The 25783-nt window shown below is 71.1% G+C and carries 24 protein-coding genes; 14 read left to right on the top strand and 10 right to left on the bottom strand.

The window, feature by feature from the left end:
* Positions 1-521, top strand: a 521-nt coding sequence (locus H7965_RS01655; RefSeq protein ID WP_186768773.1) for an IS66 family transposase, incomplete at its 5' end; no start/stop codon positions are given.
* Between the two features lie 169 nt (positions 522-690).
* A complete protein-coding gene (locus tag H7965_RS01650) occupies positions 691-1908 on the top strand; it encodes an acyl-CoA dehydrogenase family protein (protein WP_186768772.1) in 1218 nt (405 codons plus the stop codon).
* A gap of 43 nt (positions 1909-1951) precedes the next feature.
* Here the strand turns inward: H7965_RS01650 and H7965_RS01645 are convergent, their stop codons facing one another.
* Entirely contained in the window at positions 1952-2653 is a 702-nt protein-coding gene (locus tag H7965_RS01645; RefSeq protein ID WP_186768771.1) for a dienelactone hydrolase family protein, read from the bottom strand.
* 257 nt (positions 2654-2910) lie between these two features.
* On the opposite strand from H7965_RS01645, the gene H7965_RS01640 reads away from it, so the two are divergent.
* The 3 genes from H7965_RS01640 (at position 2911) to H7965_RS01630 (ending at position 5616) form a co-directional block, all read left to right on the top strand.
* Positions 2911-3492, top strand: a complete 582-nt coding sequence (locus H7965_RS01640; RefSeq protein WP_186768770.1) for a DUF3047 domain-containing protein — start codon at positions 2911-2913, stop codon at positions 3490-3492.
* A gap of 65 nt (positions 3493-3557) precedes the next feature.
* Complete coding sequence (locus H7965_RS01635; RefSeq protein ID WP_186768769.1) at positions 3558-5024, top strand: MFS transporter; 1467 nt, start codon at positions 3558-3560, stop codon at positions 5022-5024.
* Positions 5025-5118: 94 nt separating this feature from the next.
* Positions 5119-5616 carry a flavin reductase gene (locus H7965_RS01630; RefSeq protein WP_186768768.1) on the top strand — a complete coding sequence of 166 codons (498 nt, stop codon included), beginning with the start codon at positions 5119-5121 and terminating at the stop codon, positions 5614-5616.
* 437 nt (positions 5617-6053) lie between these two features.
* On the opposite strand, the gene H7965_RS01625 is transcribed toward H7965_RS01630, so the two are convergent.
* The 5 genes from H7965_RS01625 to H7965_RS01605 all read right to left on the bottom strand — a co-directional run bounded on the left by H7965_RS01625 (position 6054) and on the right by H7965_RS01605 (position 11225).
* Complete coding sequence (locus tag H7965_RS01625; RefSeq protein WP_186768767.1) at positions 6054-7166, bottom strand: branched-chain amino acid ABC transporter substrate-binding protein; 1113 nt, start codon at positions 7164-7166, stop codon at positions 6054-6056.
* A gap of 196 nt (positions 7167-7362) precedes the next feature.
* Positions 7363-8082, bottom strand: coding sequence for an ABC transporter ATP-binding protein (locus tag H7965_RS01620; protein ID WP_186768766.1), 720 nt, complete (start codon positions 8080-8082; stop codon positions 7363-7365).
* Between the two features lie 52 nt (positions 8083-8134).
* Positions 8135-8968, bottom strand: coding sequence for an ABC transporter ATP-binding protein (locus H7965_RS01615; RefSeq protein ID WP_186768765.1), 834 nt, complete (start codon positions 8966-8968; stop codon positions 8135-8137).
* A complete protein-coding gene (gene livM / locus H7965_RS01610) occupies positions 8965-10248 on the bottom strand; it encodes a high-affinity branched-chain amino acid ABC transporter permease LivM (RefSeq protein ID WP_261393967.1) in 1284 nt (427 codons plus the stop codon). Before livM ends, H7965_RS01615 begins: the two co-directional genes overlap by 4 nt.
* 56 nt (positions 10249-10304) lie before the next feature.
* The gene (locus H7965_RS01605) at positions 10305-11225 is read right to left on the bottom strand and encodes an ABC transporter permease subunit (protein WP_456308113.1); all 921 of its coding nucleotides are present in this window, start codon (positions 11223-11225) and stop codon (positions 10305-10307) included.
* Between the two features lie 108 nt (positions 11226-11333).
* Between H7965_RS01605 and H7965_RS01600 the strand changes: the two genes are divergently transcribed.
* From H7965_RS01600 to H7965_RS01570, 7 genes are all read left to right on the top strand, one after another.
* A complete protein-coding gene (locus H7965_RS01600; protein ID WP_186768762.1) occupies positions 11334-11936 on the top strand; it encodes a carboxymuconolactone decarboxylase family protein in 603 nt (200 codons plus the stop codon).
* 76 nt (positions 11937-12012) lie between these two features.
* Positions 12013-14085, top strand: a complete 2073-nt coding sequence (locus tag H7965_RS01595) for a hydantoinase/oxoprolinase family protein (protein WP_186768761.1) — start codon at positions 12013-12015, stop codon at positions 14083-14085.
* Complete coding sequence (locus H7965_RS01590) at positions 14085-15638, top strand: hydantoinase B/oxoprolinase family protein (protein ID WP_186768760.1); 1554 nt, start codon at positions 14085-14087, stop codon at positions 15636-15638. The genes H7965_RS01595 and H7965_RS01590 overlap by 1 nt, the downstream gene beginning before the upstream one ends.
* Positions 15635-16594 (top strand): Bug family tripartite tricarboxylate transporter substrate binding protein, encoded by a 960-nt coding sequence (locus H7965_RS01585; protein ID WP_186768759.1) that lies wholly within the window; start codon positions 15635-15637, stop codon positions 16592-16594. Before H7965_RS01590 ends, H7965_RS01585 begins: the two co-directional genes overlap by 4 nt.
* Positions 16572-17390, top strand: coding sequence for an IclR family transcriptional regulator (locus H7965_RS01580; protein WP_186768758.1), 819 nt, complete (start codon positions 16572-16574; stop codon positions 17388-17390). Before H7965_RS01585 ends, H7965_RS01580 begins: the two co-directional genes overlap by 23 nt.
* A complete protein-coding gene (locus tag H7965_RS01575; protein WP_186768757.1) occupies positions 17387-18448 on the top strand; it encodes a dihydroorotate dehydrogenase in 1062 nt (353 codons plus the stop codon). The genes H7965_RS01580 and H7965_RS01575 overlap by 4 nt, the downstream gene beginning before the upstream one ends.
* Entirely contained in the window at positions 18445-19434 is a 990-nt protein-coding gene (locus H7965_RS01570; protein ID WP_186768756.1) for a Bug family tripartite tricarboxylate transporter substrate binding protein, read from the top strand. The genes H7965_RS01575 and H7965_RS01570 overlap by 4 nt, the downstream gene beginning before the upstream one ends.
* A gap of 7 nt (positions 19435-19441) precedes the next feature.
* On the opposite strand, the gene H7965_RS01565 is transcribed toward H7965_RS01570, so the two are convergent.
* The 3 genes from H7965_RS01565 to H7965_RS01555 form a co-directional block, all read right to left on the bottom strand.
* Positions 19442-20659 carry an MFS transporter gene (locus tag H7965_RS01565; RefSeq protein WP_186768755.1) on the bottom strand — a complete coding sequence of 406 codons (1218 nt, stop codon included), beginning with the start codon at positions 20657-20659 and terminating at the stop codon, positions 19442-19444.
* A complete protein-coding gene (locus H7965_RS01560; RefSeq protein WP_186768754.1) occupies positions 20656-21021 on the bottom strand; it encodes an FAD-dependent monooxygenase in 366 nt (121 codons plus the stop codon). Before H7965_RS01560 ends, H7965_RS01565 begins: the two co-directional genes overlap by 4 nt.
* Before the next feature lie 78 nt (positions 21022-21099).
* Positions 21100-22137: an amidohydrolase family protein gene (locus H7965_RS01555; RefSeq protein WP_186768753.1), complete on the bottom strand. Its 1038-nt coding sequence runs from the start codon at positions 22135-22137 to the stop codon at positions 21100-21102.
* Between the two features lie 98 nt (positions 22138-22235).
* Here H7965_RS01555 and H7965_RS01550 point away from each other — a divergent pair, with 98 nt between their 5' ends.
* The gene (locus H7965_RS01550; protein WP_186768752.1) at positions 22236-23378 is read left to right on the top strand and encodes a CaiB/BaiF CoA transferase family protein; all 1143 of its coding nucleotides are present in this window, start codon (positions 22236-22238) and stop codon (positions 23376-23378) included.
* 142 nt (positions 23379-23520) lie between these two features.
* Here H7965_RS01550 and H7965_RS01545 read toward each other — a convergent pair whose 3' ends face one another.
* Complete coding sequence (locus H7965_RS01545) at positions 23521-24519, bottom strand: tripartite tricarboxylate transporter substrate binding protein (protein WP_186768751.1); 999 nt, start codon at positions 24517-24519, stop codon at positions 23521-23523.
* Between the two features lie 171 nt (positions 24520-24690).
* Between H7965_RS01545 and H7965_RS01540 the strand changes: the two genes are divergently transcribed.
* Positions 24691-25782, top strand: coding sequence for an ABC transporter ATP-binding protein (locus tag H7965_RS01540; RefSeq protein ID WP_186768750.1), 1092 nt, complete (start codon positions 24691-24693; stop codon positions 25780-25782).
* The last annotated feature ends 1 nt before the right edge of the window (position 25783 follow it).

The following is a 25783-nucleotide window of genomic DNA, read 5'->3' as shown; positions in this document are numbered from 1 at the left end:
TGTGCTGGATCCATGCCGAGCGTCTCGTCCACAGGCTCGAGACCTTCACCGACCAGCAGCGGGCCGTCCAGGCGCGCATCCGCGACCTCATCTGGTGGTTCTACGCCGACCTGAAGGCGTACCGCCGCGAGCCCAGTCGGCGCCGCCGGGCCGAGTTGCGCGCCCGCTTCGACCGCATCTTCCAGCGCCGCACCGGCTTCGCCATGCTCGACCGCTTGCTCGAGCGCCTGCATGCCAACAAAGCCGAGTTGCTGCAGGTGCTGGACCGCCCCGAGATCCCGCTGCACACCAACGGATCGGAGAACGACATCCGCGCCCAGGTCACCCGCCGCAAGCTCAGCGGCGGCACCCGCAGCGATCCGGGCCGCGACTGCCGCGACGCCTTCCTGGGCCTGGCCAAGACCTGCGCCAAGCTCGGCCTCAGCTTCTGGGATTACCTCGGCGCCAGGCTCGGCATCCCAGGCCAAGCCAGCATCCCGTACTTGCCCGACTTGGTCCGGCAGCGCTGCCAGCCCGCCTGACCACCACAGGTTTTGCCCCTCTTACGAATCTCCGGGATAGGCAAGCAACCGGAGCGGTGCGGATTGGCCTTCTGAATGCCCTATGCGTGGAAAAGGACGGTCGCCCGACTTGCCGCCGGCCCGCCGCGTGTTAGCTTCCGGTGCAGGATTGAGGAAAGGGAGTAGCGCCATGGCCGTAGCCGAACTCGGGGCGCTGGAACTGCCGCGCGACGCGGCGATGTCCGGCAGCGATCCGGTCGCGCGGGCGCGCGCCCTGGTGCCGCTGCTCGACGCCGCCGGCCCGGCCATCGAGGCCGCCCGCGAATTGACGCCGGAGGTGCTGGAGGCGCTCTACGCCAACGACTTCTTCCGGCTGCTGACCCCGGCCTCGCTCGGCGGCGCCGCCCTGTCGCTCGACACCTTCGCCGCGATCACCGAGGCGCTGGCGGTGGGCGATGCCAGTGTCGGCTGGTGCGTCAACCAGGGCAATGTCTCGGTGATGAGCAGCGCCACCTACCTCGACCCCGAGGTGGCCCATCGCTTCTTCTCCGACCGCCGCAGCGGCCTCGCCTGGGGCGCCCGGCATGGCCGTGCCCGCGCCGTGCCGGTGGCGGGCGGCTACCGGGTCACCGGCTCCTGGGATTTCGCCAGCGGCAGCCGCCATGCGCCGCTGCTCGGCGCGCATGTGCCGGTGGTGCTGCCGGATGGCATGCTGCGCAACGGTCCCAACGGCAAGCCGGAAGACGTGACGGTGATCTTCCCGAAGGAGCAGGCCCGCATCATCGGCGACTGGGCCTCGCTCGGCCTGCGCGGCACCGGCAGTGACACTTATGAGCTGGACGGGCTGTTCGTGCCGGATGCGCATGCCTGCTTCCGCGACCGCCTCGACGAGCGGCGCCAGCACGGCACCATCACCGCCTTCACCTCGCACCTGTGCTACGCTGCGGGCTTTGCCGGGGTTGCGCTCGGCGCCGCGCGCGGCCTGCTCAACCAGTATGTCGCGTTGGCCCGCGGCAAGACCGCCCGCGCTGGCGCCCAGCCGATGGCGGAGAACCACTGCATCCAATCCGAGGTGGCGCAGCTCGAGGCCCGGCTGCGCGCCTCCCGGATGTACCTGCTCGGCACATTGCGGGAGGCCTGGGAGGAGGCCGAGGCGGCAAAGACCCTGTCGCTCGACGCCCGCATGGCGGTGCGGCTGGCGACCACCTCGGTGATGCGCGACGCGACCGATGTCTCGGTCGCCTGCTACCGTGCCGCGGGCACCACCGCGGTGCTGGAGTCCAACCCCTTCGAGCGGCGCTTCCGCGACGCCATGTGCGCCTCCCAGCATCTGCAGGCGACGCCCTGGCATCTGGAGATGGTCGGGCGGCACCTGCTCGGCGTGCCGCAGGTGGCGGCGTTCGTGTGACGCGCCAAGCGTCCCGGGTGTTGCCACCCGGGACGCGGGCCGATCAGCCGAGCACCTTGGCCAGCAGCTCCGCCGTCCGGCCATTGGCGATGGTTGCGGCGCGGGCGTCCCAGGCATGGCCGCCCATGCGGGCGAAGGCGTGGTCGACGCCCGGGTAGATGTAGACCGTGGCCTGCGGGTGGCCCTTCAGCCCCTCGATGATCTTCGCCTGCGCCTCGGGGGGCACGAATTTATCCTTCTCGGCAATGTGCAGGATGAGCGGCGCCTTGATCGCCCCTGCCTCGCCCAGCAGACCTTCCAGCCCGACGCCATAGTAGCTGATGTTGGCATCGGCATCGGTCCGTGCCGCCGCCATGTAGGAAAGCCGCCCGCCGAGGCAGAAGCCCATGGTCGCCACCTTGCCGTTGCTGCCGTCCATCTTGCGGGCAGCGGCGATCGTCGCCTTGATGTCCTCGACCGCCTTGTCCTGGTCCATGCCCTTCATCAGCGCGAAGGCACGGTCCCATTGCGCCTGGCCGGCATCGGGGTCGAGCTGCACCCCGGCTTCCTGGCGCCAGAACAGGTCGGGGCTGACGGCGATGAAGCCCATCTCGGCGACCCAGTCGCTCAGCGCGCGCATGGTGGCATTCACGCCGAAGATTTCCTGGATCATCACCACCACGCCAGCCGGCCTGGTCTTGGGCTGCGCCAGATAGGCGCCGAAGCTGCCGCCGCCATCACTCGCCGCAATCTTGATCTCGGGCATTCGTCCCCCTCCTTGTCTCGGGCTGCGCGGCCGGCATCTAACCATCCATGCGCCGGCTTGCCACGCCCCCAGAGCGGATCGCAGTCCAGTCGCGACTGCGATCCGCCCTGGCCTGGTCTTTCCAGGGCAGAATCGCGCCCTCAGCCTTCCCGGCTTTCCGGCGATCTGCTCTGGCTACGACATTCGCCGCCGCGGCGCTGGCCGGGGCGGGACCCTCCCATCCGCCCGACCCGCTGGAGGCCGCGGGCTGGCGCCACGTGGAATGGCATGGCGTGCCGCCGGCCAGCTTCCGGCTCCTGCCGAATGGTGGCATCGGGGTGCAGGCGGAGGCCCAGGGCAGCTTCGTCTGGCGCCGGGTGCAGGGCATGCCGGCCTGCCTCGGCTGGCGCTGGCGGGTCGATCAGGGGCCACCGCCCACCGATCTGACCCAGCGCGGCGGCGACGACCGGGCGATTTCGATCTCGGTCGGCTTCTCCGGCTGGCCGCCGCAGGTGACGATGTGGCAGCGCACCCAGCATGCCATGGCCCAGGCCGCCGCCGGCAGCCACCCGCTACCGCGCAGCGTGCTGACCTATGTCTGGGGCGGCACCGGGCGCGAGCCGGTGCCCTTCGCCAGCCCCTACCTGGCCGGTTTGGGCAAGGTCAGGGTGCTGCGCCCGGCCGAGGCGCCGCGCGGCCGCTGGTTCGAGGAATCGGTGAACCTCGCCGCCGATTGGCGCCATGCCTTCGGTGGCGAGCCGCCGCCGTTGCAGGAAATCGTCATCAGCACCGATGTCGACGATACCCGCAGCCGCCTCGACGCAAGGGTGGAGGCGATCCGCTTCGGGCCTTGCCGTTAGCGTGCTTACCTGCGTGGCACCCGAAGCCGCTTTGGGCGTTGCGGCCAGGGAGGGGGGAGGTCGGAATGCGCGACACACCAGGGGCCGGATCAGGCAGCGACGGCACCGGCCGCTTCGAGACCGATGTGCCGGCGCGTCTCGACCGCCTGCCCTGGGCCGGATTCCACTGGCGCGTGGTGATGGCGCTCGGCATCACCTGGATCCTCGACGGGCTGGAGGTGACGCTGGTCGGCAGCCTGGCCGGCGCCATCCACCAGAGCCCGAGTCTGGCGCTGACCGAAACCCAGATCGGCCTCACCGCCTCGGCCTATCTCATCGGTGCCGTCGTCGGCGCGCTCGGCTTCGGCTGGCTGGCCGACAGGATGGGGCGGCGGCGGCTCTTCTTCATCACCCTGCTGGTCTACATGACGGCCAGCATCGCCACCGGCTTCGCCTGGGATTTCTGGTCCTTCGCGCTGTTCCGTGCGCTCACGGGGGCCGGCATCGGCGGCGAGTATGCGGCGGTCAATTCAGCAATTCAGGAACTCATCCCGGCGCGGCTGCGCGGCAGGACCGATCTCTACGTCAACGGCACCTTCTGGGGCGGTGCGGCCATCGGGGCCGTCGCCGCGCTGGTGGTGCTCGACCCTGCCATCATCGACCCGGAGATCGGCTGGCGCGCCGCCTTCGTCGTCGGTGGCGCCCTGTCGCTGGTGGTGCTGCTACTGCGCCGCCACCTGCCGGAAAGCCCGCGCTGGCTGATGGTGCACGGCCGCGAGGCGGAGGCCGAGGCGGTGGTGCGCAGCATCGAGCGATCCGTCGCCGAGACCCATGGCCCGCTGCCGCCGCCGACCTATGGCGCGGTGGCATTCCACCGCCGCGGCCACGCCAGCCTCTCCGACGTGTGGCACACCATGATCCGCACCCAGCGCGACCGCGCGGTGCTCGGCCTCACGCTGATGTCCTGTCAGGCCTTCTGCTACAATGCGGTGTTCTTCACCTATGCGCTGGTGCTGACAAAATTCTATGCCATTCCGGCACAGCAGATCGGCTGGTTCATGCTGCCCTTCGCGCTCGGCAACCTCGCCGGGCCACTGGTGCTCGGCCGCTTCTTCGACACCATCGGTCGCCGGCCGATGATCACCGCGACCTACGCGCTGGCCGGCGTGCTGATGGCCGCCACCGGCTTCGCCTTCGCCGCCGGCTGGCTTTCCGCCTGGGAGCAGACGGCGGCCTGGACGGTGATCTTCTTCTTCGCCTCCGCCGCCGCCTCGGCCGCCTATCTGACGGTGGGTGAGAGCTTCCCGCTGGAGATTCGGGCGATGGCAATCGCGCTGTTCTATGCCATCGGCACGGGAATGGGCGGGGTGGTCGGGCCGGCGCTGTTCGGCTGGCTGATCGAGGGCGGGCAGCGCGGCGACATCATGTGGGGCTATCTGATCGCCGCGGCGCTGATGCTGGTGGCGGCGGCAACGGAATGGCGTCTGGGCTTCGCCGCGGAGGGCCGGCCGCTGGAAGAGGTGTCGACACCGCTCGCCGCCAGGATGAAATGATCCTGCCGGGACAGGGCCGCGGGATGCGCGGCCCGGGGTTCCCATCGCCGTGGCGCGTGCTTTACTGCCTGCCGAACAGCAGGGCATGCCGCAGATGACGGTCAGCAAGCAGGAATTCCGCGATGCCATGGCGCGGCTGGGCGCGGCGGTGAACATCATCACCACCGGCGGCCCCGCCGGGCGTGGCGGCTTCACCGCCAGCGCCGTCTGCAGCGTGACCGACGAGCCGCCGACCCTGCTGGTCTGCATGAACCGCAACGCCACCGCCGCGCCGGCGCTGAAGGCCAATGGCAATGTCTGCGTGAACGTGGTCGCGGCCGGGCAGCAGGATGCGGCGATGGTCTTCGCCGGCGTGACCAAATGCAGCATGGATGAGCGCTTCGACGCCGGCACCTGGGTGACGCTCGCGACCGGCGCGCCGGTGCTGCAGGGGGCGGTGGTGTCCTTCGACTGCCAGGTTACCGAGATCGTCGAGAAGGGCACGCATCTCGTCGTCTTCGCCGAGGTGGCAGGCATCCGCGCCGGCAGCGTCCACGATCACGGGCTGATCTATTTCGGCCGCGACTATCACCGGGTTGGCAAGCTCGGCTGACGGACCCGGCCCGATCGCGGGACCGTAGAAATGCGGAAGGCCCCGGCGTTGCCGCCGGGGCCTTCCCATTGCTGCAGCCGTTGCCGGCCTAGGCAGGGCTCAGGAAGCCGTCCCCACAGTGGCGGAGACGATGATCCAGGCCGCAGGCAGGGCACGCGGCGTATGGCAATGAGACACTGGATCACCTCCTTTCAGTTGTTGACGATGCGGGGAAGATGTGGCCCCGCGCCGGCCGATTCAAGCATTACCTCCACCCAGATACGCCGCCACAACGGAAAGCGCGGCGGCGCTCGCCTCCTACCAACGGCATGGATCCTTCATTCGTGCCAAACGCCCAAGGGGGCGCCGCGCCGCCTGGCGCATAGCCAAGGCTTGCGGAGCAAACCGCCTGGCGACCGAGGGGGCGGTTGATCGGTCAGGATCAACCGCCGTTCGTATCAGATCTCGGCGTAGCTGCCGTTCCGCCAGATGTAGAAGACGTAGTCCGGCACTGTTACATCGCCCTTGGCGTCGAAGCTGATCGGGCCGAGCACGGTCTGCCACGGGCCCTGCGCCTTCAGCGCCGCGGCGACGCGGCGCGGGTCGGTGCTGTTGACCTTGGCCGCGGCCTGCGCCCAGATCTGGAGCGCCGCATAAGTGTAGAGGACATAGCCCTCCGGATCGATGTTCTTCGCCCGGAAGCGCTGCACGACCTCCGCGGCGGTGGCGCGCTTGCGCGGGTCGCTGCTGAAGGTCATCAGCGTGCCTTCGCCCGTGGCGCCGGTGATCTGCCAGAATTCATTCGTGACCAGCGCATCGCCGCCGATAAGCGTGAGGTTCATCCCCTGCTCCTTCGCCTGGCGAAGGATCAGGCCGGCCTCGGTGTGGTAGCCGCCGACATAGGCCACCTCGACCCCCGCGCCCTTGAGGCGGGAGACGATGGCGTTGTAGTCCCGCTCGCCCGGTGTGTAGGCGGCATAGAGCGTCTCGGTCGTGCCGGCGGCGTTCAGCGCCTTCTTCGTCTCGTCCGCCAACCCTTTCCCGTAGGCGGAGTTGTCGTGCAGGATCGCCACCTTCCTGCCCGGGAAGGTCTTGGCGATATAGGCGCCGGCGACCTGGCCTTGCTGGTCGTCGCGGCCGCAGGTCCGGAAGGTGTTCCAGCCGCCCTCATCGGTGAAGCGCGGATTGGTGGAGGCGGGGCTGATCTGCAGCACCCCTTCCTCGGCATAGACCTTGGAGGCGGGGATCGAACTGCCGGAGCAGAAATGCCCGGCCACGAAGCGCACGCCGCGGCCGGCAAGCTGGTTGGCGACGGAGACAGCCTGGCGCGGGTCGCAGGCATCGTCGCCGATCTCGAGCGCGAGCTGGCGCCCGAGGACGCCGCCGGCCGCATTGAGATCAGCCACAGCCTGCTCGGCGCCGAGGCGCATCTGGGTGCCGAAGGCCGCGTACTGGCCGGTCATCGGCCCGGCCGTCGCGATGCGGATCGGGCCGGTACTCCCCTGCGCCCGGGCGTCGGCCGCGATGCCGAGGCCAGCGGAGGCGGCGATGAGGCCGCGACGTGTCAGCATGTTCTTGGTCTCCCTGACGATTCGTGCCCCTGGAGGGCGACGTGACGGCGAAGCTTACGCCGGCGCCATGGCGCTTTCCAACGGCGACGGAACACCCGAGCGGATCGCAGTCCAGGTGGGACAGAGATCGCTCTGGCCTATTGCCTTCAGGACGGAGGCACGCCTTCAGGCTTTCAGCCTGCGATCTGCCTTGGCGTCACCCATGCCCGCCGAGATAGGCCTCCCGTATCTCCGGCCGCGCCAGCAGCGCCGCGCCGCTGCCTTCCATGGTGATACGGCCGTTGACCAGGACATACCCCCGATGCGCCAGCCGCAGCGCCTGGAAGGCGTTCTGCTCCACCAGCAATACCGTCAGGCCGGTCTCGGCGTTCAACCGCCGGATGGCGCCGAAGATCAGCTTCGCCACCAGCGGGGCCAGCCCGAGCGAGGGCTCGTCCAGCAGCAGCAGCCGTGGCTTCGACATCAGCGCCCGGCCGATGGCGAGCATCTGCTGCTCGCCGCCCGACAGCGTGCCGCCGCGCTGCGCCAGCCGTTCCTTGAGCCGTGGGAACAAGGTGAAGACCTGTTCGAGCTGCGCCGCGGGATCCTCCCGCGTCAGCGCCTCGGCCCCCATCAGCAGGTTCTCCCGCACCGTCATGCGCGGGAAGATGCGGCGGCCCTCCGGCGATTGCGCCACGCCACGGCGCATGATGGCGTGGGTTGGGGCGCCGGTGATGTCCTCGCCGGTCAGCCGGATGCGGCCGGCGCGCGGCTTCGGGTCGCCGCAGATGCTCATCAGCAGGCTGGATTTGCCGGCGCCGTTGGCGCCGATCAGGGTGACGATCTCACCCGACATGACCTGTAGCGAAACATCCGACAGCGCCTGCACCGCGCCATAGCCGGCGGAAAGGCAGTCGATGTCGAGGAGGGGGGTCATGCCGCCCGACCGCCGGAGCGCCGGATGGCGCGGGGGCGTTGCTCGGCCGGCCTCATTCCTCCTCTCCCTCCTCGCCGAGATAAGCGGCGATCACCTTGGGATCGCTGCGCACCGCGGCCGGCGCGGCATCGGCAATCCGCCGGCCATGGTCCAGCACCACCACCCGGTCGCTGATCTTCATCACCACACCCATGTCATGCTCGATCAGCAGGATGGAGGTGCCGTCGGCGCGGATCTCCAGCAGCAGCCGCGCCAGCTCCTCGGATTCGCGCGGGTTGAGCCCGGCGGCGGGCTCGTCCAGGCAGAGCAGCGCCGGGCCACCGGGGCTGCTGCACATGGCACGGGCGATCTCCAGGCGCCGCTGCGCGCCATAGGGCAGGGCGCCGGCCGGGTCGTCGGCGCGGTCCAGCAGATGCGTCGCCAGCAGCCAGCGCCGGGCGACCTCGATCGCCGCCCGCTCCGCCGCCGGGTAGCGCGACAGCCCCAGCACCGCGCCCACCGCCCAGCCGCTGGCCGCCATCAGCGTGTTGTGCTGCGCCACCAGCAGGTTCTCGAGCGCGGTCATGCCGGGGAACAGCCGGATGTTCTGGAAGGTACGGGCGACGCCGCTGCGGGCGATGCGGTAGCCGGCCAGGCGATGCAGGTCGACCGGCAGCGCGCCGGGGCGGTGCAGCCGGATGGCGCCCTCGCTCGGCCGGTAGAAGCCGGTGATGCAGTTGAACAGCGTGGTCTTGCCGGCGCCGTTCGGGCCGATCAGCGCGGTGATCTCGCCCCGCAACGCGGTGAAGGAGACGCGGTCCACCGCGGTGAGGCCGCCGAATCGCATGGTGAGGTTGGCGACCTCAAGGATCATGTCGCGGTGCGCCCGGGCGGCGGGCGGCTTCATCCGCGCCCCTCGCCAACCAGGTCGCCGCCGATGGCGCGCTTCTCCCCAAGCGCCACCGAGGGCGTGCGGGTGCCGACCAGCCCACGCGGCCGGAGTATCATGATCACCACCATGACGCCGCCGAACACCAGCATGCGGTATTCGCCCAGGTCGCGGAACAGCTCGAACCCGCCGATCATCACCAGCGCCGCGACGGCGACGCCGACCTGGCTGCCGAGGCCACCCAACACGACGATCGCCAGGATGATGGCGCTCTCGATGAAGGTGAAGCTCTCCGGGCTGACGAAGGCCTGGCGGGTGGCGAAGAAGGCGCCGGCGAAGCCGCCGAACATGGCACCGAGCGCGAAGGCCGAGAGCTTGGTGACGGTGACGTTGATGCCGAGCGCACGGCAGGCGATCTCATCCTCCCTGAGCGCCTCCCAGGCGCGGCCGAGCGGCTGGCGGCGCAGCCGGATCGTCACCCAATTGGTCAGCAGCGCCAGGCCGAGGATCAGGTAGTAGAGGAAGATCACCCGATGGCTGGGCGAGGGTTCCAGCCCGAAGAAGCCGGCGAAGGTGTCGGGCTCACCCGACATGGAGAAGGGCAGGCCGAAGAAGCTCGGCCGGGGGATGCCGCTGACGCCGTTCGGTCCGCCGGTCAGGCTCACCCAGTTGTTGAGCACCACGCGAATGATCTCGCCGAAGGCCAGGGTCACAATTGCCAGATAGTCACCGCGCAGCCTGAGCACGGGGAAGCCCAGCAGCACGCCCCAGAACGCCGCCATGATGCCGGCCAGCGGCAGGCCGATCCAGAAGGAGAGGCCGAAATGCGTCGAGAGCAGGGCGTAGGAATAGGCGCCGATGCCGTAGAAGGCGACGTAGCCGAGGTCGAGCAGCCCGGCCAGCCCGACCACGATGTTGAGCCCCCAGCCGAGCATCACGTAGGTCAGCACCAAAATGCCGAGGTCGAGCAGGTAGCGGTCGCCGCCGGAGACGATGGGCAGCACCAGCGCCGCCGCCAGCAGGGCCGGCGCGAAGAATCGCCCGGCCTGCTGCAACCGGACGGCCCAGGGGCCCGGCGCGGTGGTGGGCCGAAGCGCCCGGCGGCCGAGCCAGAGGGTCAGCGCCAGCCGGCCGGCGAAGACGATGCCGCAGAGCATGGCCACCTCCGCCCAGCGCTGGCGCAGCACCAGCGCGCCGGTTGGCGAGACCTCGGTGCGCAGCCCGACCATCACGGCGAACAGGCCGAAGGCGATGGCGGCGGCGATGGCGGCGTCCCGCAGCGCCCGGGGTATCGGCAAGGGCGGCCGATTCAGACCTCCGCGGCTTTCGCCGCTCCGGTCATCGGACGCTTGGGTCATACCTTCTCGACCTCCTGCCGTCCTAGCAGGCCGGTGGGCAGGAAGATCAGGGTCAGCACCAGGATCGAGAAGGCCGCGACATCCTTGTACTGCACGCTGAAATAGGCGCTCCAGAAGGTCTCGATCAGGCCGATCAGCAGCCCGCCGAGGACGGCGCCGGGTAGCGAGCCGATGCCGCCGAGGACCGCCGCGGTGAAGGCTTTCACCCCGGCGAGGAAGCCGATGTAGAAATCGATCACCCCGTAGCGCAGCAGGTACATGGTGCCGGCGACGGCGGCCAGCGCCGCGCCGATGACGAAGGTCAGGCTGATGGTGCGGTCGGTGTCGATGCCGAGCAGCGCGGCCATCTTCCGGTCCTGCTCGCAGGCCCGCATCGCCCGCCCGAGCGGGGTGCGCGTCACCAGCAGGGTGAAGACCGCCAGCACCGCCAGGGTGACGCCGATGATCAGCATCTGAGTGAAGGAGAGCTGCACCACGAAGCCGCCGTCCCGCATCACCTCGATGCCGCCGGGCAGCAGCGCTTCCATCGGCTTCACCCGGGCGCCCTGGCTGACCTGCACGTAGTTCTGCAGCACGATCGAGAGGCCGATGGCGGTGATCAGCGGGGCCAGGCGGAAGCTGCCGCGCAGCGGCCGATAGGCCACCCGCTCCATCGTCCAGCCATAGAACGCGGTGAACGCCATTGAGATCAGCAGCATCAGCAGGATCGCCGCCGGCCCGTCCAGCATGCCGCCGGCCGAGAGCAGCAGGGCGGTGATGAGGGCGATGAAGGCGCCGATCATGAACACGTCGCCATGGGCGAAATTGATCATGCCGATGATGCCGTAGACCATGGTGTAGCCCACGGCGATCAGGCCGTAGATCATCCCCAGGCTGATCCCGTTGATCAGCTGCTGCAACGCATAGGCCAAGAACATCTCCCGGCAGCCATTTCCCTGCACCGTAACGCTAGGCCAGGGGTGGCGGGTTGCGAAGCCAATTTGGTGGGGTGATGATCGGCATCCTGACACGAAACGGAGGAAACCATGCCCAGTGACACTGGCCTGCCGGTCGATGACGGCAAGCGCGGCCGGCTGCCGCCGATCCCGCCCGAGGCAATGACGCCAGAGCAGAAGCGCGTGGCGGATGGCATCACCGGCGGCCCGCGCGGCGGCCTCCGGGGACCCTTTCCGGCGATGCTGCGCAGCCCGGAGGTGGCAGACCGCTTCCAGCGAGTGGGCGAGTACCTGCGCTTCAACAGCTCCATCCCGGCCGATTTGAACGAACTGGCCATCCTGATCACCGCGCGGGAATGGTCGGCGCAGTACGAATGGTACGCCCACCATATCCTGGCCATGAAGGCCGGGCTGCCGCCCGCCATCGCCGCCGCGGTGGCCGAGGGCCGGCGGCCGGAGGGGATGACCGAGGATCAGCGGATCGTCTGGGAATTCTGCACCGAGATGCACCGCACGAAGACCGTCTCGGACGCCACCTACGCCACCACCAAGGCCCGCTTCGGCGAGCGCGGGATCATCGATCTGATCGCGGTCAGCGGCTACTACGTGGCGGTGGGCATGACGCTGAACATCGCCCAGGTGCCGCTGCCGCCGGGGGTGGAGCCGCCGCTGAAGCCCTTGCCGGGGCGTTGACGCCGGCAGGCCGGCCGCGCCATCCTGCTTTCCAAGACGGCGTGCCGGAGTCCGGGACAGCCACGGGGGAAATGGAATGGCCGGCTGGGCGCTTGCCGTCGATATCGGCGGCACCTTCACCGATGTGGTGCTGCGCCATGCCGATGGCCGCGCCGTGGTGGACAAGGTGCTCACCACCCACGGCGACCTGCTGGACGGCTTCTTCCGCGCGGTCGGGCTGGCGCTCGGCAAGGCCGGCATCGCCCCGGCCGCGGTTGACGACGTCACAGTGCATGCCACGACCCTCGTCACCAACGCCGTCATCGAGCGCCGCGGCCCGCCCACCGCCCTGCTGCTGACCGCCGGCTTCCGCGACCTGCTGACGATCCGCGACGAGCATCGCTACGACATGTTCGACCCGCAGATCGAGTTCGCCGAGCCGCTGGTCCCGCGCGACCGTACCTTCACCCTGCGCGAGCGCACCCTGGCGGATGGCTGCGTCACCCAGCCGGTCGATCCGGCCGAAGCCGCCGCCATCGCTCGGGCCATCCAGGCCCAGGGCATCCGCTCACTCGGCATCTGCTTCATCAACGGCTACCGCAACGGCGCCAACGAACGGGCAGCGCGGGAGACGATCCTCGCCGCGGCGCCGGGGCTCTTCGTCTCGATCTCCTCCGAGGTAGCGCCGCAACTCCGCGAGTACCCGCGCGCCAGCACCGTGGCGATGAACGCCTACACCCAGCCGATCACCGCTCCCTACCTGACCGCGCTGGCCGAGGCGCTGGCGCGGCGCGGCTTCCCCAACGCGCCGCTGATCATGCTCTCCAACGGCGGGGTGGTCGGCACCACGGTCGCCGGCCGCTTCCCGGTGCGGATGATCGAGAGCGGCCCGGCCGCCGGCGCCCTGGCGGCGGTGCATTTCGCCGAAATCTTCAACCTCGACCGGCTGCTCTCCTTCGACATGGGCGGCACCACCGCCAAGGCCTGCCTGATCCAGGACCGCCAGGCCCTGGTCGCAGGCACCTTCGAGGTGGACCGCAAGTACCGTTTCAAGCCGGGCAGCGGCATGCCCGCCGTGGTGCCCTGCATCGACATGGTGGAGATCGGCGCCGGCGGCGGCTCGATCGCCAGCGTCGATGCGCTCGGCCTGCTGAAGGTCGGCCCGCGCAGCGCCGGCAGCGAGCCCGGCCCGGTCTGCTACGGCCGCGGCGGCACCGAGCCGACGGTGACCGATGCCGATGTGGTGCTCGGCCTGCTCGACCCGGCGCGCTTCCTCGGCGGCGACATGCCGCTCGACGCCGCCGGGGCCCGTGCCGCGGCGGCGTGCCTCGGCACGCGGCTCGGGGTCGAGGCCGAGGCGGCGGCGCGCGGCATCTACCAGGTCGTCTGCGAGAACATGGCCTCCGCCGCCCGGGCGCATGCGACCGACCGGGGGCTCGACTGGCGCGGCCTGCCGCTGCTGGCCTTCGGCGGCGCCGGCCCGGTGCATGCCTGCCGGGTGGCGGAGCTGCTGGACTGCGCGCAGGTGATCTTCCCGCCGCTGGCCAGCGTGCTCTCGGCCTTCGGCACGCTGGTGACGCCGGTGCGGCTCGACCTGGTGCGCAGCGCCCTCGGGCCGCTGGAAGGCGCCGACTGGTCCGGCATCGCCGGGCTCTATGCGGAGATGGAGGCGGAGGGCAGGGCGGCGCTGGCCAGCGCCGGGGTGAAGCCGGGCGAGGCGCGCTTCGGCTTCGCCGCCGACATGCGCTACGCCGGCCAGCAGAACGAGGTCACCACCACGCTGCCGGCCGAGGCGCTGCGGACGCATGACGCGGCCGTGCTGCGCGCCGCATTCGAGGCCGAGTACGAGGCGCTCTACGGCATGCGGCTGGCGGAGGTGCCGGTGGAGGTGGTCACCTGGCGGCTGATCGCCAGCGGACCGGTGCCCGAGGCCAGCCCGCCGCCGGCTACAGAGGCTGCCGCCGCGCCGCCCCGCGCGCATCGCCCGCTGGCGCTGCTGCCGGGGGCGCCGCCGGTGCCGGTGCATGACCGCCCGGCGCTCGGCATCGGCCAGCGCATCGCCGGCCCCGCCATCATCGAGGAACGCGAGACCACTCTGGTCATCCTGCCCGGCTGGGTGGCGACGGTGCATCCGACGGGCGCGGTGATCGCGGTGCGGGAGGCGGCATGATGGACGGCATCGCGCTCGAGATCCTCTGGGGCAACCTGATCTCGACGGTCAGCGAGCAGGCCCGCGCGCTGCAACGCATCGCCTTCTCGCCCATCGTGCGGGAAGCGGGGGATCTGGCGACCGCGCTGTTCGACGCCGAGGGACGGATGGTGGCCCAGGCGGTCACCGGCACGCCGGGCCACATCAACTCGCTCGCCGCCGCCGGCGAGCATTTCGTCCGGCATTTCCCGGCGGGGACGCTTCTCCCCGGCGATGTGCTCATCACCAACGATCCCTGGCTGACGGCCGGGCATTTCTTCGACATCACGGTGATGACGCCGGTGTTCCGGCGGGACCGGGTGATCGGCTTCTTCGGCTCCACCATCCATCACACCGACATCGGCGGCTATGGCGTCGGCGCCGGCGCCCGCGACGTGCATGAGGAAGGTCTCTGGCTGCCGCTGGCCAAGCTCTACGAGGCCGGCAGGCCCAACGCCCTGCTGCACGACATCATCCGCCGCAACGTCCGCACCCCGGGCCATGTCTTCGGCGACCTCGCCGCGCAGGTGGCCAGCGGCCGGGTCGGGGCGGAGCGGCTGCAGGCGCTCTGCGATCGCCAGGGGCTCGACGACATCGCAGAGCTGTCCGCCCAGGTGCTGGCGCGGTCGGAGGCGGCGACGCGCGACAGCATCCGCCGGCTGAAGCCAGGCACCTTCCATGGCGAGAGCCGCTTCGACGTACCCGGCGGCACCGAGGTGGTGCTGCATGCCGCGGTGACCATTGATGCCGAGGCGGGGGAGATCACCATCGACTTCGCCGGCTCCACGCCGCAGCTGCCGATCGGCGTCAATGTGGTGCTGAACTACACCGCGGCCTATGCGAATTTCGCCGTTCGCTCCTGCCTCGACCCGGAGCTGCCGAATAATTGGGGCAGCCTCCGGCCGGTGCGGGTGACGGCGCCCGAGGGCAGCGTGGTGAATTGCGCCTATCCGGCGCCGGTGAACGCCCGCCACGTCGTCGGCATGTACGTGCCCTTCCCGATCCTGAAGGCGCTGCACCAGGTGATGCCGGAGAGGGTGCTGGCGGAGGGTGCCGGCGCGGTCTGGACCATCCAGATCCAGGGCAAGGACGCCGGCGGGCAGAGCTTCACCTCCTCGATGTTCAGCTATTCCGGCGGGATGGGGGCGCGGCGCGGCAAGCCCGGCCCGGCCGCCACCTGCTACCCGACCGGCATCGCCGCCGTGCCGGTGGAGGTGCTGGAAGCGGCGATGCCGGTCGAGATCACCTGCAAGGAGCTGCGTGACGGCTCCGGCGGCGCTGGCGCCCAGCCGGGCGGCGATGGCCAGCGCATCGGCTTCCGCCTGCGCACCAACGAGCCCTGGCTGCTCAACGCCGTCACCAGCCGCACCGCCGAGGGGCCGGAGGGGCTGGAAGGTGGCGCTCCCGGCGCGCCTGGCCGCTTCCTGGTGAATGGCGTGCCGGTCAGCGAGGCGAAGAAGGTGGTGATGCAGCCGGCCGACGAGGTGGTGCTGGAAACCCCCGGCGGCGGTGGCTACGGGAAGGCGGGGCGATGAAGCGGCGGGCGCTGCTGGCGGTGGCTGCCTTGGCGCCTGGGCTGGCCCGGGCGCAGGGCTGGTCGCCGGACCGGCCGATCCGCTGGATCCTGGGCTTCGCCCCGGGCGGGGTCGGCGACCTCTCCGCCCGGCTGGTGGCGCAGAAGCTGACGGAACGCCTTGGCCAGCCGGTGGTGGTGGAGAACCGGCCGAGCGCCGGCGGCATCGTCGCCGCCGAGGCGGTCGCCCGTGCCGCGCCGGATGGCCACACGATCCTGCTGATGACCACCACTGACAGCACCGCCAGCGCGGTCTACCGGCAGCTGCCCTACCACCTGCTGCGCGACTTCGAATTCGTCAGCCGGATGGCCTTCTTCGACCATGTGCTGGCGGTGGGCGCGCAATCGCCCTACCGCACGCTGGGCGAGTTCATCGCCGCGGCGAAGACGCGCCCCGGCTCGGCCAATATCGGCTCGGTCGCGGTCGGCGGGGCGCAGAACCTCGGCGCCGAGCTGTTCCGCAGCATGGCCGGGCTCGACATGACCGTGGTCGCCTATCGCGCCACGCCGGACCTGCTGAATGCCGCGACCAGCGGCGACGTGCATCTGGTTTCCGAGATCCTGGCGCCGGTGCTGCCGCAGCTGGCAGGCGGCCGCATGCGCATCCTGGCCATCGCCGCGCCGCGGCGCTTCCCCGACCTGCCGGAGGTGCCGACTGCCGAGGAGGCCGGGCTGTCCGGCTATGTGGTGCGGAGCTGGAACGGCATCGCCGCCCCGGCCCGGACGCCGCGCGCCGTGGTGGACCGGCTGGGTGCCGAGCTGGCCCATGCCCTGGCGCTGCCCGAGGTGCGCGACCGGCTGCTCGAACTCGGCGTGCAGCCGGCGCCCGGCATGCCCGAGGCGTTCCGCGTTTTCGTCGCTGAGGAGAACGCCCGCTGGGCCCGCGTCGTCGCCGATGCCAGCATCCCCCGCCAATAGCCCCGCCGCCGAGGCCGCGGAGACTGGCGCCGTCCGCTCCGTCCTCGTCGCGGTGCGGGTGCTGGAAGGGCTGGCGCAGGCCGGCCGGCCGATGGGGGTGAGCGACCTGGCGCGCGCGCTCGGCGAGCAGAAGGGCAGGGTGCACCGCCATCTTGGCACCCTGCGGCAGGCCGGGCTGGTGGAGCAGGAGGAGGCGTCAGAGCGCTACCGCCTGAGCTGGCGGCTGTTCCAGCTCGGCCAGGCGGCGGCGGAGCAATTCGACCTCAGGCGCCTCGCCGAGCCGCTGATGCAGCGGCTGCGCGATGCGACCGGGCAGACGGTGCTGCTCGCCGTGCCGCATGCCGGCGAAGTGCTGGTGGTGCATGCGCTGGAAAGCGCCGACAAGGTCTGCATCACCGTCCGCCCCGGCAACCGGCCGCCGCTGCATTGCTCGGCGCAGGGCCGCATCGCGCTCGCCTTCGCCGCGCCGGACGCGGTGGAACGCGCCCTGTCGGCGCCGCTGCCCGCCTTCACGCCGCATTCGCTGACCGATCCGGCGGCGCTGCGCGCCCGGCTGGCCCTGCTGCGCACCCGGCTGTGGGAGAGCGCGGCGGGGGAGACGCTGCTCGGCATCAACGTGCTGGCGGCACCGATCCTGGCCGGCACCGAGGCGCGGCTGGTCGGCAGCATCGGGTTGATCGGCTCGGTGCAGCACCTGCCCGAGCCGCCGCCGCCGGCGGTGCTGGCGCAATTGCGGGGGGCCGCCGCGGCGCTGAGCCGGCGGCTCGGCTCCAACGCCTATGGAGAGACGGCATGAGTGACAGGCTGGCGACGCGCATCGGCGACCTCGCCCTGGCGAACCCGATCATCTGCGGCTCGGGGGAGCACACCATGACCGCGGCCGGGCTGCGCGCGGCGCTGGCCAGCGGCGCGGCCGGGGTGATCTCGAAGTCGATCAACGAGACGGCGGCGGCGGCGGCGCAACTCGACATCGCCGACTACGCGCTGGTCTCGCCCGACAACCGGGTGGTGCCCTGGGGCGCGCCCGAGGCGGGGGCGGCAGGCCTGCTCTGCCGGTCCGGCCTGCAGCAGATCCCGGTCGATGAATGGCTGGCGACCGTGGCCGTCGCCGACCGGCTGGCTGCGCAGGACGGCCGCTTCGTCGCCGCCAGCATCGTCTATGGTGGGCTGGAGGGCGCGCTGGAGCTGACGCGGAGGATCCACCGCGCCGGCATCCGCGTGCTGGAGTTCAACGTCGGCTCGCCGCAGGCGACCGAGGTGAAGCCCGGCGTCGTCACCATCGAATCCGATGCGGCGCGGTTGCGTGCCATCGTCGCCGCGGTCAGGGCCGAATTCCCCCGCACCCTCTGGGTCAAGCTGCCCGGCATCGGCGGCGACATCCTGCCGCTGGCGCGCGCTGCACGCGAGGGCGGGGCGGAGGCGGTGGGCATGGTCGGCCGCTTCGTCGGGATGCTGCCGGATGTCGAGACCCTGGCGCCGGTGCTCGGCACCGCGGCCGGGTTCAGCGGACCCTGGGCGCTGCCGATCTCCTGCCGCTGGGTGGCGCAGGCGCGGGCGGCGCTGGGCGGGGATTTCCCGATCATCGGCACCAATGGCGCCCGCAACGGCCTCGATGTCGCGCGCTTCCTGCTGGCCGGGGCGACCGCGGTGGAGATGACCTCGGCGGTGCTGCAATCGGGCTTCGGCGCGCTCACCGCGGCGCGCGACGAACTGGCCGCCTATCTGGATCGCAAGGCGCTGACCGCGCCAGCGCTGGTCGGCCAGGCGGCGGATCGGATGCAGGGCTATGCGCAGCAGGTGGCGCGGCCCGGACATTGGCGGGGCTTCGTGCCCCAGGAGACGCTCGCACCATGAGAACCACACGCCGCACGTTGCTGCTCGGGGCGCTGCCCGCGCTGTCCCTGCCCGCATTGGCCCTGGCGCAGCCTGGCTGGCGGCCGGACCGGCCGGTGCGCCTCGTCGTCGCCTTCGCGCCCGGCGGCAATGTCGATTTCACCGCCCGGCTGCTGGCGCCGATCATGGCGGAGCGGCTGGGCCAGCCGGTGGTCATCGAGAACCGCGGCGGCGCCGGCGGCGTCATCGGCCTCGACCTGGTGGCGAAGGCGCGGCCGGATGGGCTGACCTTCGGCATCGGCTCCTCCGGCACGCTGACCATCAGCCCGCTGACCACGGCGCGGATGCCGTGGGACACCTGGACCGACTTCACCTTCATCGCCCTGGCCTATCGGGTGCCGATCGTACTGGCGAATTCGGCCACCCTGCCGGCGCGGACCCTGCAGGAGTTCCTGGCCTATGCGAAGGCGAACCAGGGCAAGGTCTCGGCCGGTTCCTCCGGCATCGGCACCGGGGCGCATCTCGGCATCGAGCTGTTCAACCATGGCAGCGGCGCCGGGCTGACGCATGTGCCCTACCGCAGCAGCGGCGCGGCCTATCCGGACCTCGTCGCCGGCCATTTGCACTGCATGTTCGACCAGCTTTCGGCGGCGCTGCCGCTGCACCGCGACGGCAAGTCCCGCATCCTGGCGACCGGTTCGGCGGTGCGCTCGCCACAGGTGCCGGAGGCGCCGACCCTGCGCGAGGCCGGCATCATCGATGCGGAGCTGTCCACCTCGATCGGCCTGCTCGGCCCGGCCCGGCTGCCGCCGGAGATCCTGGAGGCGCTGCGATCGGCGATGGCCGCGGCGGTGGGAGATGCGACGGTGCAGGCGCGGCTGCTCGACCTCGGCGCCGAGGTCGCCACGCCAGCGCAGATGAATGGCCGGCATTACCTGGCGGTGACGCAGGAGGAACTCGCGCTGTCGCGCCAGGCGGTGGAGATCGCCGGACTCAAGCCGGAGTAGTGCGTGGTTAGGCGGCCGGCCGCGCCGGATCACGTCCCAGCAGCCGCAGCACCGCCAGCCCCGCCAGCGTCACCACGGCGAGATGCGCGAAGCCGAGGCCCCAGCCCACCACCGCATCCTCGCCGGCCAGGTCGAGCGCCATGCCGACACCGAGCGGCCCGAGGAAGCCGCCGGCATAGCCCACCATGCTGTGCAGCCCCATGGTCGCGCCGCGCAGCCCCGGCCCCGCCGCCTGCACCGTACCGGCGGTGAGCGCCGAGCTGTCGAGGTAGATCGCCGCGTTCCAGGCCAGCACCAGCAGCAGCGCCAGCCAGAAGGACAGCCCGACCATCCAGCCGGTGAGCAGCGACAGCACCGCCGCCACCGACATTGCCCAGGTCACCACCCGCTGCCGCCCGTAGCGCTGCGCCGTCTCGTTGCCGGTGATGGAGACGGCGATGCAGATCAGGCCGATCGCGGTGATCAGCACCGTCGGCCCCGGCACCCAGAAGGGCGGCGCATTCCTTGTCGCGGCGATGGCGAGGAAGGTCACGCCCCAGGCCCGCAGCGCCGCAAGCTCCCAGGTATGCACCGCATAGCCGGCGATCCAGGCCATGGCGCGGCGGTTGCGGAACACCGGGCGGAAATCCAGCAGCGCCCGTGGCGGTCCGGCCACTGGTGCGGGGCGGGTGTCGGGCATGATGATCAGCGCGATCAGCACCGCGCCGCCACCCGCCGCCGCGCCGAACAGGAAGGCGGCGGCCGGGCCGCCCAGCGCGGCGAATGCGCCGGCGGTGGCGAAGGAGGCGGTGCCGGCGATGCCGACGCCGGCCGCGTGCCAGGAGACGGCGCGCGATTGCGCGTCGCCGGACAGCGGATCGGCGATCGCCTTCAGCCCTGGCATGTAGCAGCCGGCCCAGCCGATGCCGGCCAGGGCGCGCAGCGCCAGCCCCGACCAGAAGCCTTCCGCGATGGTGGCGAAGCCGAGGTGCGAAAGCGCCGTCAGCCCGGCGCCGGCCAGATAGATGCGGCGCGCCGGCAGCCGGTCGGTCAGCGCCACCAGAACCGGTACGACCAGGACATAGGCAGCGTAGAAGATGCCGATGAGCCAGCCGGCTTCCGTCGCGCTGAGCGCCCATGCAGCCAGGTAGTCCGGCAGCAGCGCCGGCAGGGTGAAGGCGCCGATCTGCACCAGCACCTGCGCCGCAACGATGGCGGCGACGAAGCCGCGGCTGCCGGGAGTCATGCCGCGCCGCGGATCCGGTCGGCCAGCGCCAGCGGCACGCCGCGCTGCCGCGCCGCTGCCAGCGGCTGCACAGGCGGCGTGCGGCATCCAGGCACGGTGGACGAGGTGAAACCGTACATCGAATAGGCCGGCGCCGGGCCATCATGGGCGCGGATGGCATCGCCCACCGGCTCCGGCATCTCGATGTCCGGCGGCACCGCGCCGCGCTGCCGGGCGACGGCGATGGAATGGTTCATCGCGTCATGCGAGACCTGCGCGGTGATCGGCAGCCGCTCCGCCTCATGCGCCTCCAGCAGGCGGGGGCCACCCCAGCCCTGGAGTGTGGCGGCGCGCAGCCAGCCGAGGTTCGCCGGGTCGCGCACCGCCGGGCCGGCGGATCGGCAGCCCGCTTCACGCCTCCGGTGCCCGGCTCCGCCTGCGCCCTCCCGCGATCGGGTCGCTCACCCGGCAAGCTTGTAGAACCGCTGCGCCGTGCCGCTGAACAGCGCCGCCTTCTCCTCGGCCGAGGCGCCCGCTGCCAGCTTCTTGCAGGTGTTCCAGAACACGCCGTAGCTGTAGCTGCCCTTGTCCACCGGGAAATTGCTCTCGAACATGCAGCGCCGCGCGCCGAAGAGGTTGATGGTGGTGTCGATATAGGGCTTCCAGGCGGCGGCCAGCATGTCGGAGGACGGCGGCTCGGCCGCATCCTCGAAGCCGAAGCCGTTGATTCGCATGCCGAGCCCGCCAAGCTTCACGTGCACGTTCGGGCAGGTTGCCAGCTCCGCCATCGCCGCGCGCCAATCGGCGAACACCTCGTCGCGCTTGCCGGCATAGCCGCGGATGCCGAGCGGCCCGCCGACATGGTCGAGCACGATTGGGGTTTCCGGGAAGGCCCGCGCCAGCGCCGTCAGGTCGGGGATCTGCGGATGGTACAGCCAGGCGTCGAAGCTGAGGCCGAGCGGCGCGAGCTGGGCGAAGCCGGCGCGGAAATCCTCGCGGAACAGGATGTCCTGCGGCGGCTGGTAGGCCGGGTTCATGATCACCGGGTCGGGGTTCCAGGCGGTGATGTGGCGGATGCCGCGGAACCGGCCGCCGCCAGCCTGGATATGCGCTTCCAGCACCTGCCGCGCCTCGGTGCCGATCTGCAGGTTCACATGACCGACGATGCCCTCGCAGACCCGGGTCGGGCCGTAGCCGCCGGAGGCGCTCATCGCCGCGATGCCGTTGACGAACTCCGTCTCGCCCACCGGCTTGAAGGCTTCCGGCCCGGCGGCGCGATGCATGGCGCGGCATTGCACGAAGACTGTGGCGACGATGTTGTGGCCCTGGTTGGTGTCGGCCAGGAGATCCGGCAGCAGGTAGCGCCACTCCGGCCGGTCCCACAGGTGGTGGTGCGGATCGACGATCGGCAGCCCAGGCTCAAGCGCATCCTCGACCCGGCGTGCGAGCCATTCGTCGCGGACCGGGACGTAATGCGCCGATGCGGTGCTGGTGCTCATGGCGTCTCTCTCCCCTGGAGTTTCCGGGCCGCAGGATACCCGTCTGGCCAGCCCGCGCCAGCCGCCCCTATGGTGGCGCCAACCACGCGGAGGAACCGATGACCCTGCCTCTTGAAGGATTGGTCGTGATCGAGGTGGGCCAGGCCCTGGCCGGGCCGCTGGCCGGGGTGATGCTGGCCGACATGGGCGCCGACGTCATCAAGGTCGAGAAGCCGGAGGGCGGCGACGATGCCCGCGCCTGGGGCCCGCCCTTCGGGCCGGATGGCGAGACCAGCCTCTATTTCCACAGCCAGAACCGCAACAAGCGCAGCGTCACGCTGGACCTGAAGTCGCCGGCTGACATCGAAGCGCTGCACCGGCTGTGCGAGGGCGCCGACATCCTGATCCAGAACCTGCGCCCCGGCGTGGTGGATGAGATCGGCATCGGGCCGGAGGCGATGCTCGCGCGGCATCCGCGGCTGATCTACTGCTCGGTCTGGGCCTTCGGCTACCAGGGGCCGCTGCGTCTGAAGCCCGGCTTCGACCCGCTGCTGCAGGCCTATGGCGGCATGATGAGCGTCACCGGGAGGCCGGAGGATCCGCCGACCTTCTGCGGCGCCTCGATCAACGACAAGGCGACCGGGATGTTCTGCACCATCGGCGCGCTGGCGGCGCTGCGCCAGCGCGACCGCACCGGGCGCGGCTGCATCGTCGATACCTCATTGTTCGAAACCGCGGTGCATTGGGTGGAGGGCCAGGTGAACAACCACCTGGCGACCGGTGATGTGCCGAAGCGCCACGGCACCGGCGGCGCGGTGATCGTGCCCTATCAGGTGTTCGAGACTGCCGACCGGCCGATCTGCCTTGCCGCCGGCAACGACCGGCTGTGGGTGCGCTGCGCCCGGGCGCTCGGCCGGCCGGAATGGGGCACGGACCCGCGCTTCGCGGTGGGGCGGCAGCGGGTGGCGAACAAGGCCGAGCTGATCCCGATGATCGCCGAGGTGCTGCGCGGCAACACCCGCGCGCATTGGCTGGCGGCGCTGGAGGCGGTGGGGGTGCCCTGCAGCCCGGTGAACGACATCGGCGAGGTGGTGGCGACCGAGCAATTCGCCGCGGTCGACCTCATTCAGACGCTGCCGGAGAGTGGGGTGCAGGTGGTTGGGCTGCCGATCAGCTTCGACCGCCAGCGCCCACGCTCCGCCCGCCCGGCGCCGAGCCCAGGGCAGCATACGGCGGAGGTGCTGGGCGGCCTGAAGGGGTGAAGCCGCCCGCCCGCGCGCCGGTCGGAACTGTCGCCTCCCGATACCCTTCGCGGCTTTGCCGCGGAAGGCTGTGCCGAAGCGCCGATCGGGAGGGACCGTCCGCGGTCCCCGCAAAACCGAGAAGCGGTTTTGCGGGGAGTAATCAGCCGCCCTCGAAGCTGATGCCGAGGCGGCGGATCAGCTCGCGCTCCACCGGAATGCGCGCAGCGTTCCAGGCGCGGTAGTCCTCGCCGGTCATGTACAGCACCGGCATGTCGTAGCGCTCCAGCACCGCGAGGTGCTGCGGGTCGAACAGCGCCGCCTTGAAGGCGTCGTGCAGGATGCGGGTGACCTCCGGGTCCATGCCCTTCGGCCCGGCCAGCCCATAGGGCGCGATGCCGCCGACATCGATGCCGAATTCGCGGATCGAGGGCGCGTCGGGGAAGCGCTTCGGCCGTTCGTTCGCCCAGACGGCAAGGATGCGCATGCGCCCCGCCTCGACATGCGGCGCCCAGCCGCTGCTGTCGGCGATCGCCTGCACCTGGCCGCTCAGCAGCGCCGTCGTCGTCTCGGCGACGCCGCGGTAGGGAACGTGCAGATAGGTCACCTGCTCCCGCCCGAAGATCTGCGAGATCACCAGGTGGCTGGCGCCGCCGACCCCGGAGGTGCCGATGGAGACGCTGCCGGGATTGGCCCGCATGTGCTCCATCAGCGACTTCCAGTCCTGCCAGGGCGCGTCGGCCCGCACCACGAGGCCGGAGAGATAGCCGGTGATGCCGAGGATGTAGGTGAAGTCGTTCACCGAATCCCAGGTGGCGGAGCGGGTCATGAAGGGGTGGCTCAGCACCCCGGCGTGGATCTGGCCGATGGTGTAGCCATCCGGCTTCGCCTGGCTGTGCAGGATGCTGGCGGCGAAGGTGCCGCGGGCGCCGGGCTTGTTCTCGATGACGACCGGCTGACCCAGGTGGCGGCTGGCGATCTCGCCCATGATGCGCATCTGCGTATCGGTGGAGCCGCCGGCAGCCCAGGGGATGATGAGCCGGATCGGCCGGTCCGGGAAACCGGCGGCGCGTGCTGAGCCGGTGTGAAGAAAGGGGCTGGCGAGGCTGGCGGCGGCAAGGCCCAGCAACGGGCGTCGTGTCGGGCGGGCAGCATCCTGCATGGCGTCTCTCCCATGGCCGGCCGCTTCCATGGCGCCGTGCCGTGGCGAGGATAGGCCAGGGTGATCGCAGGCGGAAACCGGCCGCGTGCGGGATGGCCGAAACCGGCCGATTCTGCTTCATCCTGTCCTTCCGGCGAACCCGCCCCGCCAACCCCTGTCCGGAGCGCCTGGATGAGCGATGCATCGCCCGATCTGGAACTGATCGGCATCGACAAGGCCTTCGCCGGCGCGCCGGTGGTGCGCGACATGAGCCTCGCCGTGCGGCCCGGCGAGTTCCTGGCGCTGCTCGGCCCCAGCGGCTCCGGCAAATCCACCCTGCTGAAACTGATTGCCGGCTTCGAGGCGCCGGACCGCGGCGTGGTGCGGCTGCAGGGCCAGGACATGGCCGGCGTGCCGCCCTGGCGCCGCAACGTCAACACAGTATTCCAGAGCTACGCACTGTTTCCGCACATGACGGTGTTCGACAACATCGCCTATGGCCTGCGGCGCAAGGGCGTGGCGAAGCCGGAGATCGCCCGGCGGGTCGCGGCGATGCTGCGGCTGGTGGCGCTGGAGGATTTCGGCCCGCGGATGCCGGAGACGCTGTCGGGCGGGGAGCAGCAGCGCGTCGCGATGGCCCGCGCCCTGGTCAACCGCCCCGCCGTGCTGCTGCTGGACGAGCCACTCTCGGCGCTCGACCTCAAGATCCGCCGACGGATGCAGCTGGAGCTGAAGCGCATCCACCAGGAGGTTGGCACCACCTTCATCCATGTCACCCATGACCAGGAGGAGGCGCTGGTGCTGGCCGACCGCATCGCCGTGCTGCGCGCCGGGCGCTGCGAGCAGATCGGCAGCGGCGAAGCGATCTACGGCGCCCCCGCTAGCCGTTTCGTCGCCGATTTCATCGGCCAGACCAACTGGCTGGTCGCCACCTACGGCGCCGCTGGGGGGCTGTTGCTGCCCGATGGCACGGTGCTGCGCGCCCCGCCGCAGAAGGGCTTCGTCGCCGGGCGTGTGGAGCTGGGAGTACGGCCGGAGCGCATCGGCCTGGCCGATCCCGCCACGCCGCCGGCGCCCGGCGTGAACCGCCTGCCGGCGCGGCTGCGCAAGGTGATCTTCGAGGGGCCGAGCCTGCTGCTGGAGGCCGAAACCGCCTGGCAGGCGCCGCTCGCAATCCGCCGCCAGCTCGCCGCGGCCGGGCCGCCGGCCCCCGGCCTCGTCCCCGGCGATGCGGTGCTGCTGGAATGGGAGGTCGCCTCGACCATGGTGTTCGCGGCTGGTTGAG

The sequence above is a fragment of the Siccirubricoccus deserti genome (assembly GCF_014283215.1).
Classification (GTDB): Bacteria; Pseudomonadota; Alphaproteobacteria; order Acetobacterales; family Acetobacteraceae; genus Siccirubricoccus; species Siccirubricoccus deserti.
Note: the sequence above shows the minus strand (reverse complement) of the source record. Positions and strands in the feature narration are given on the sequence as shown.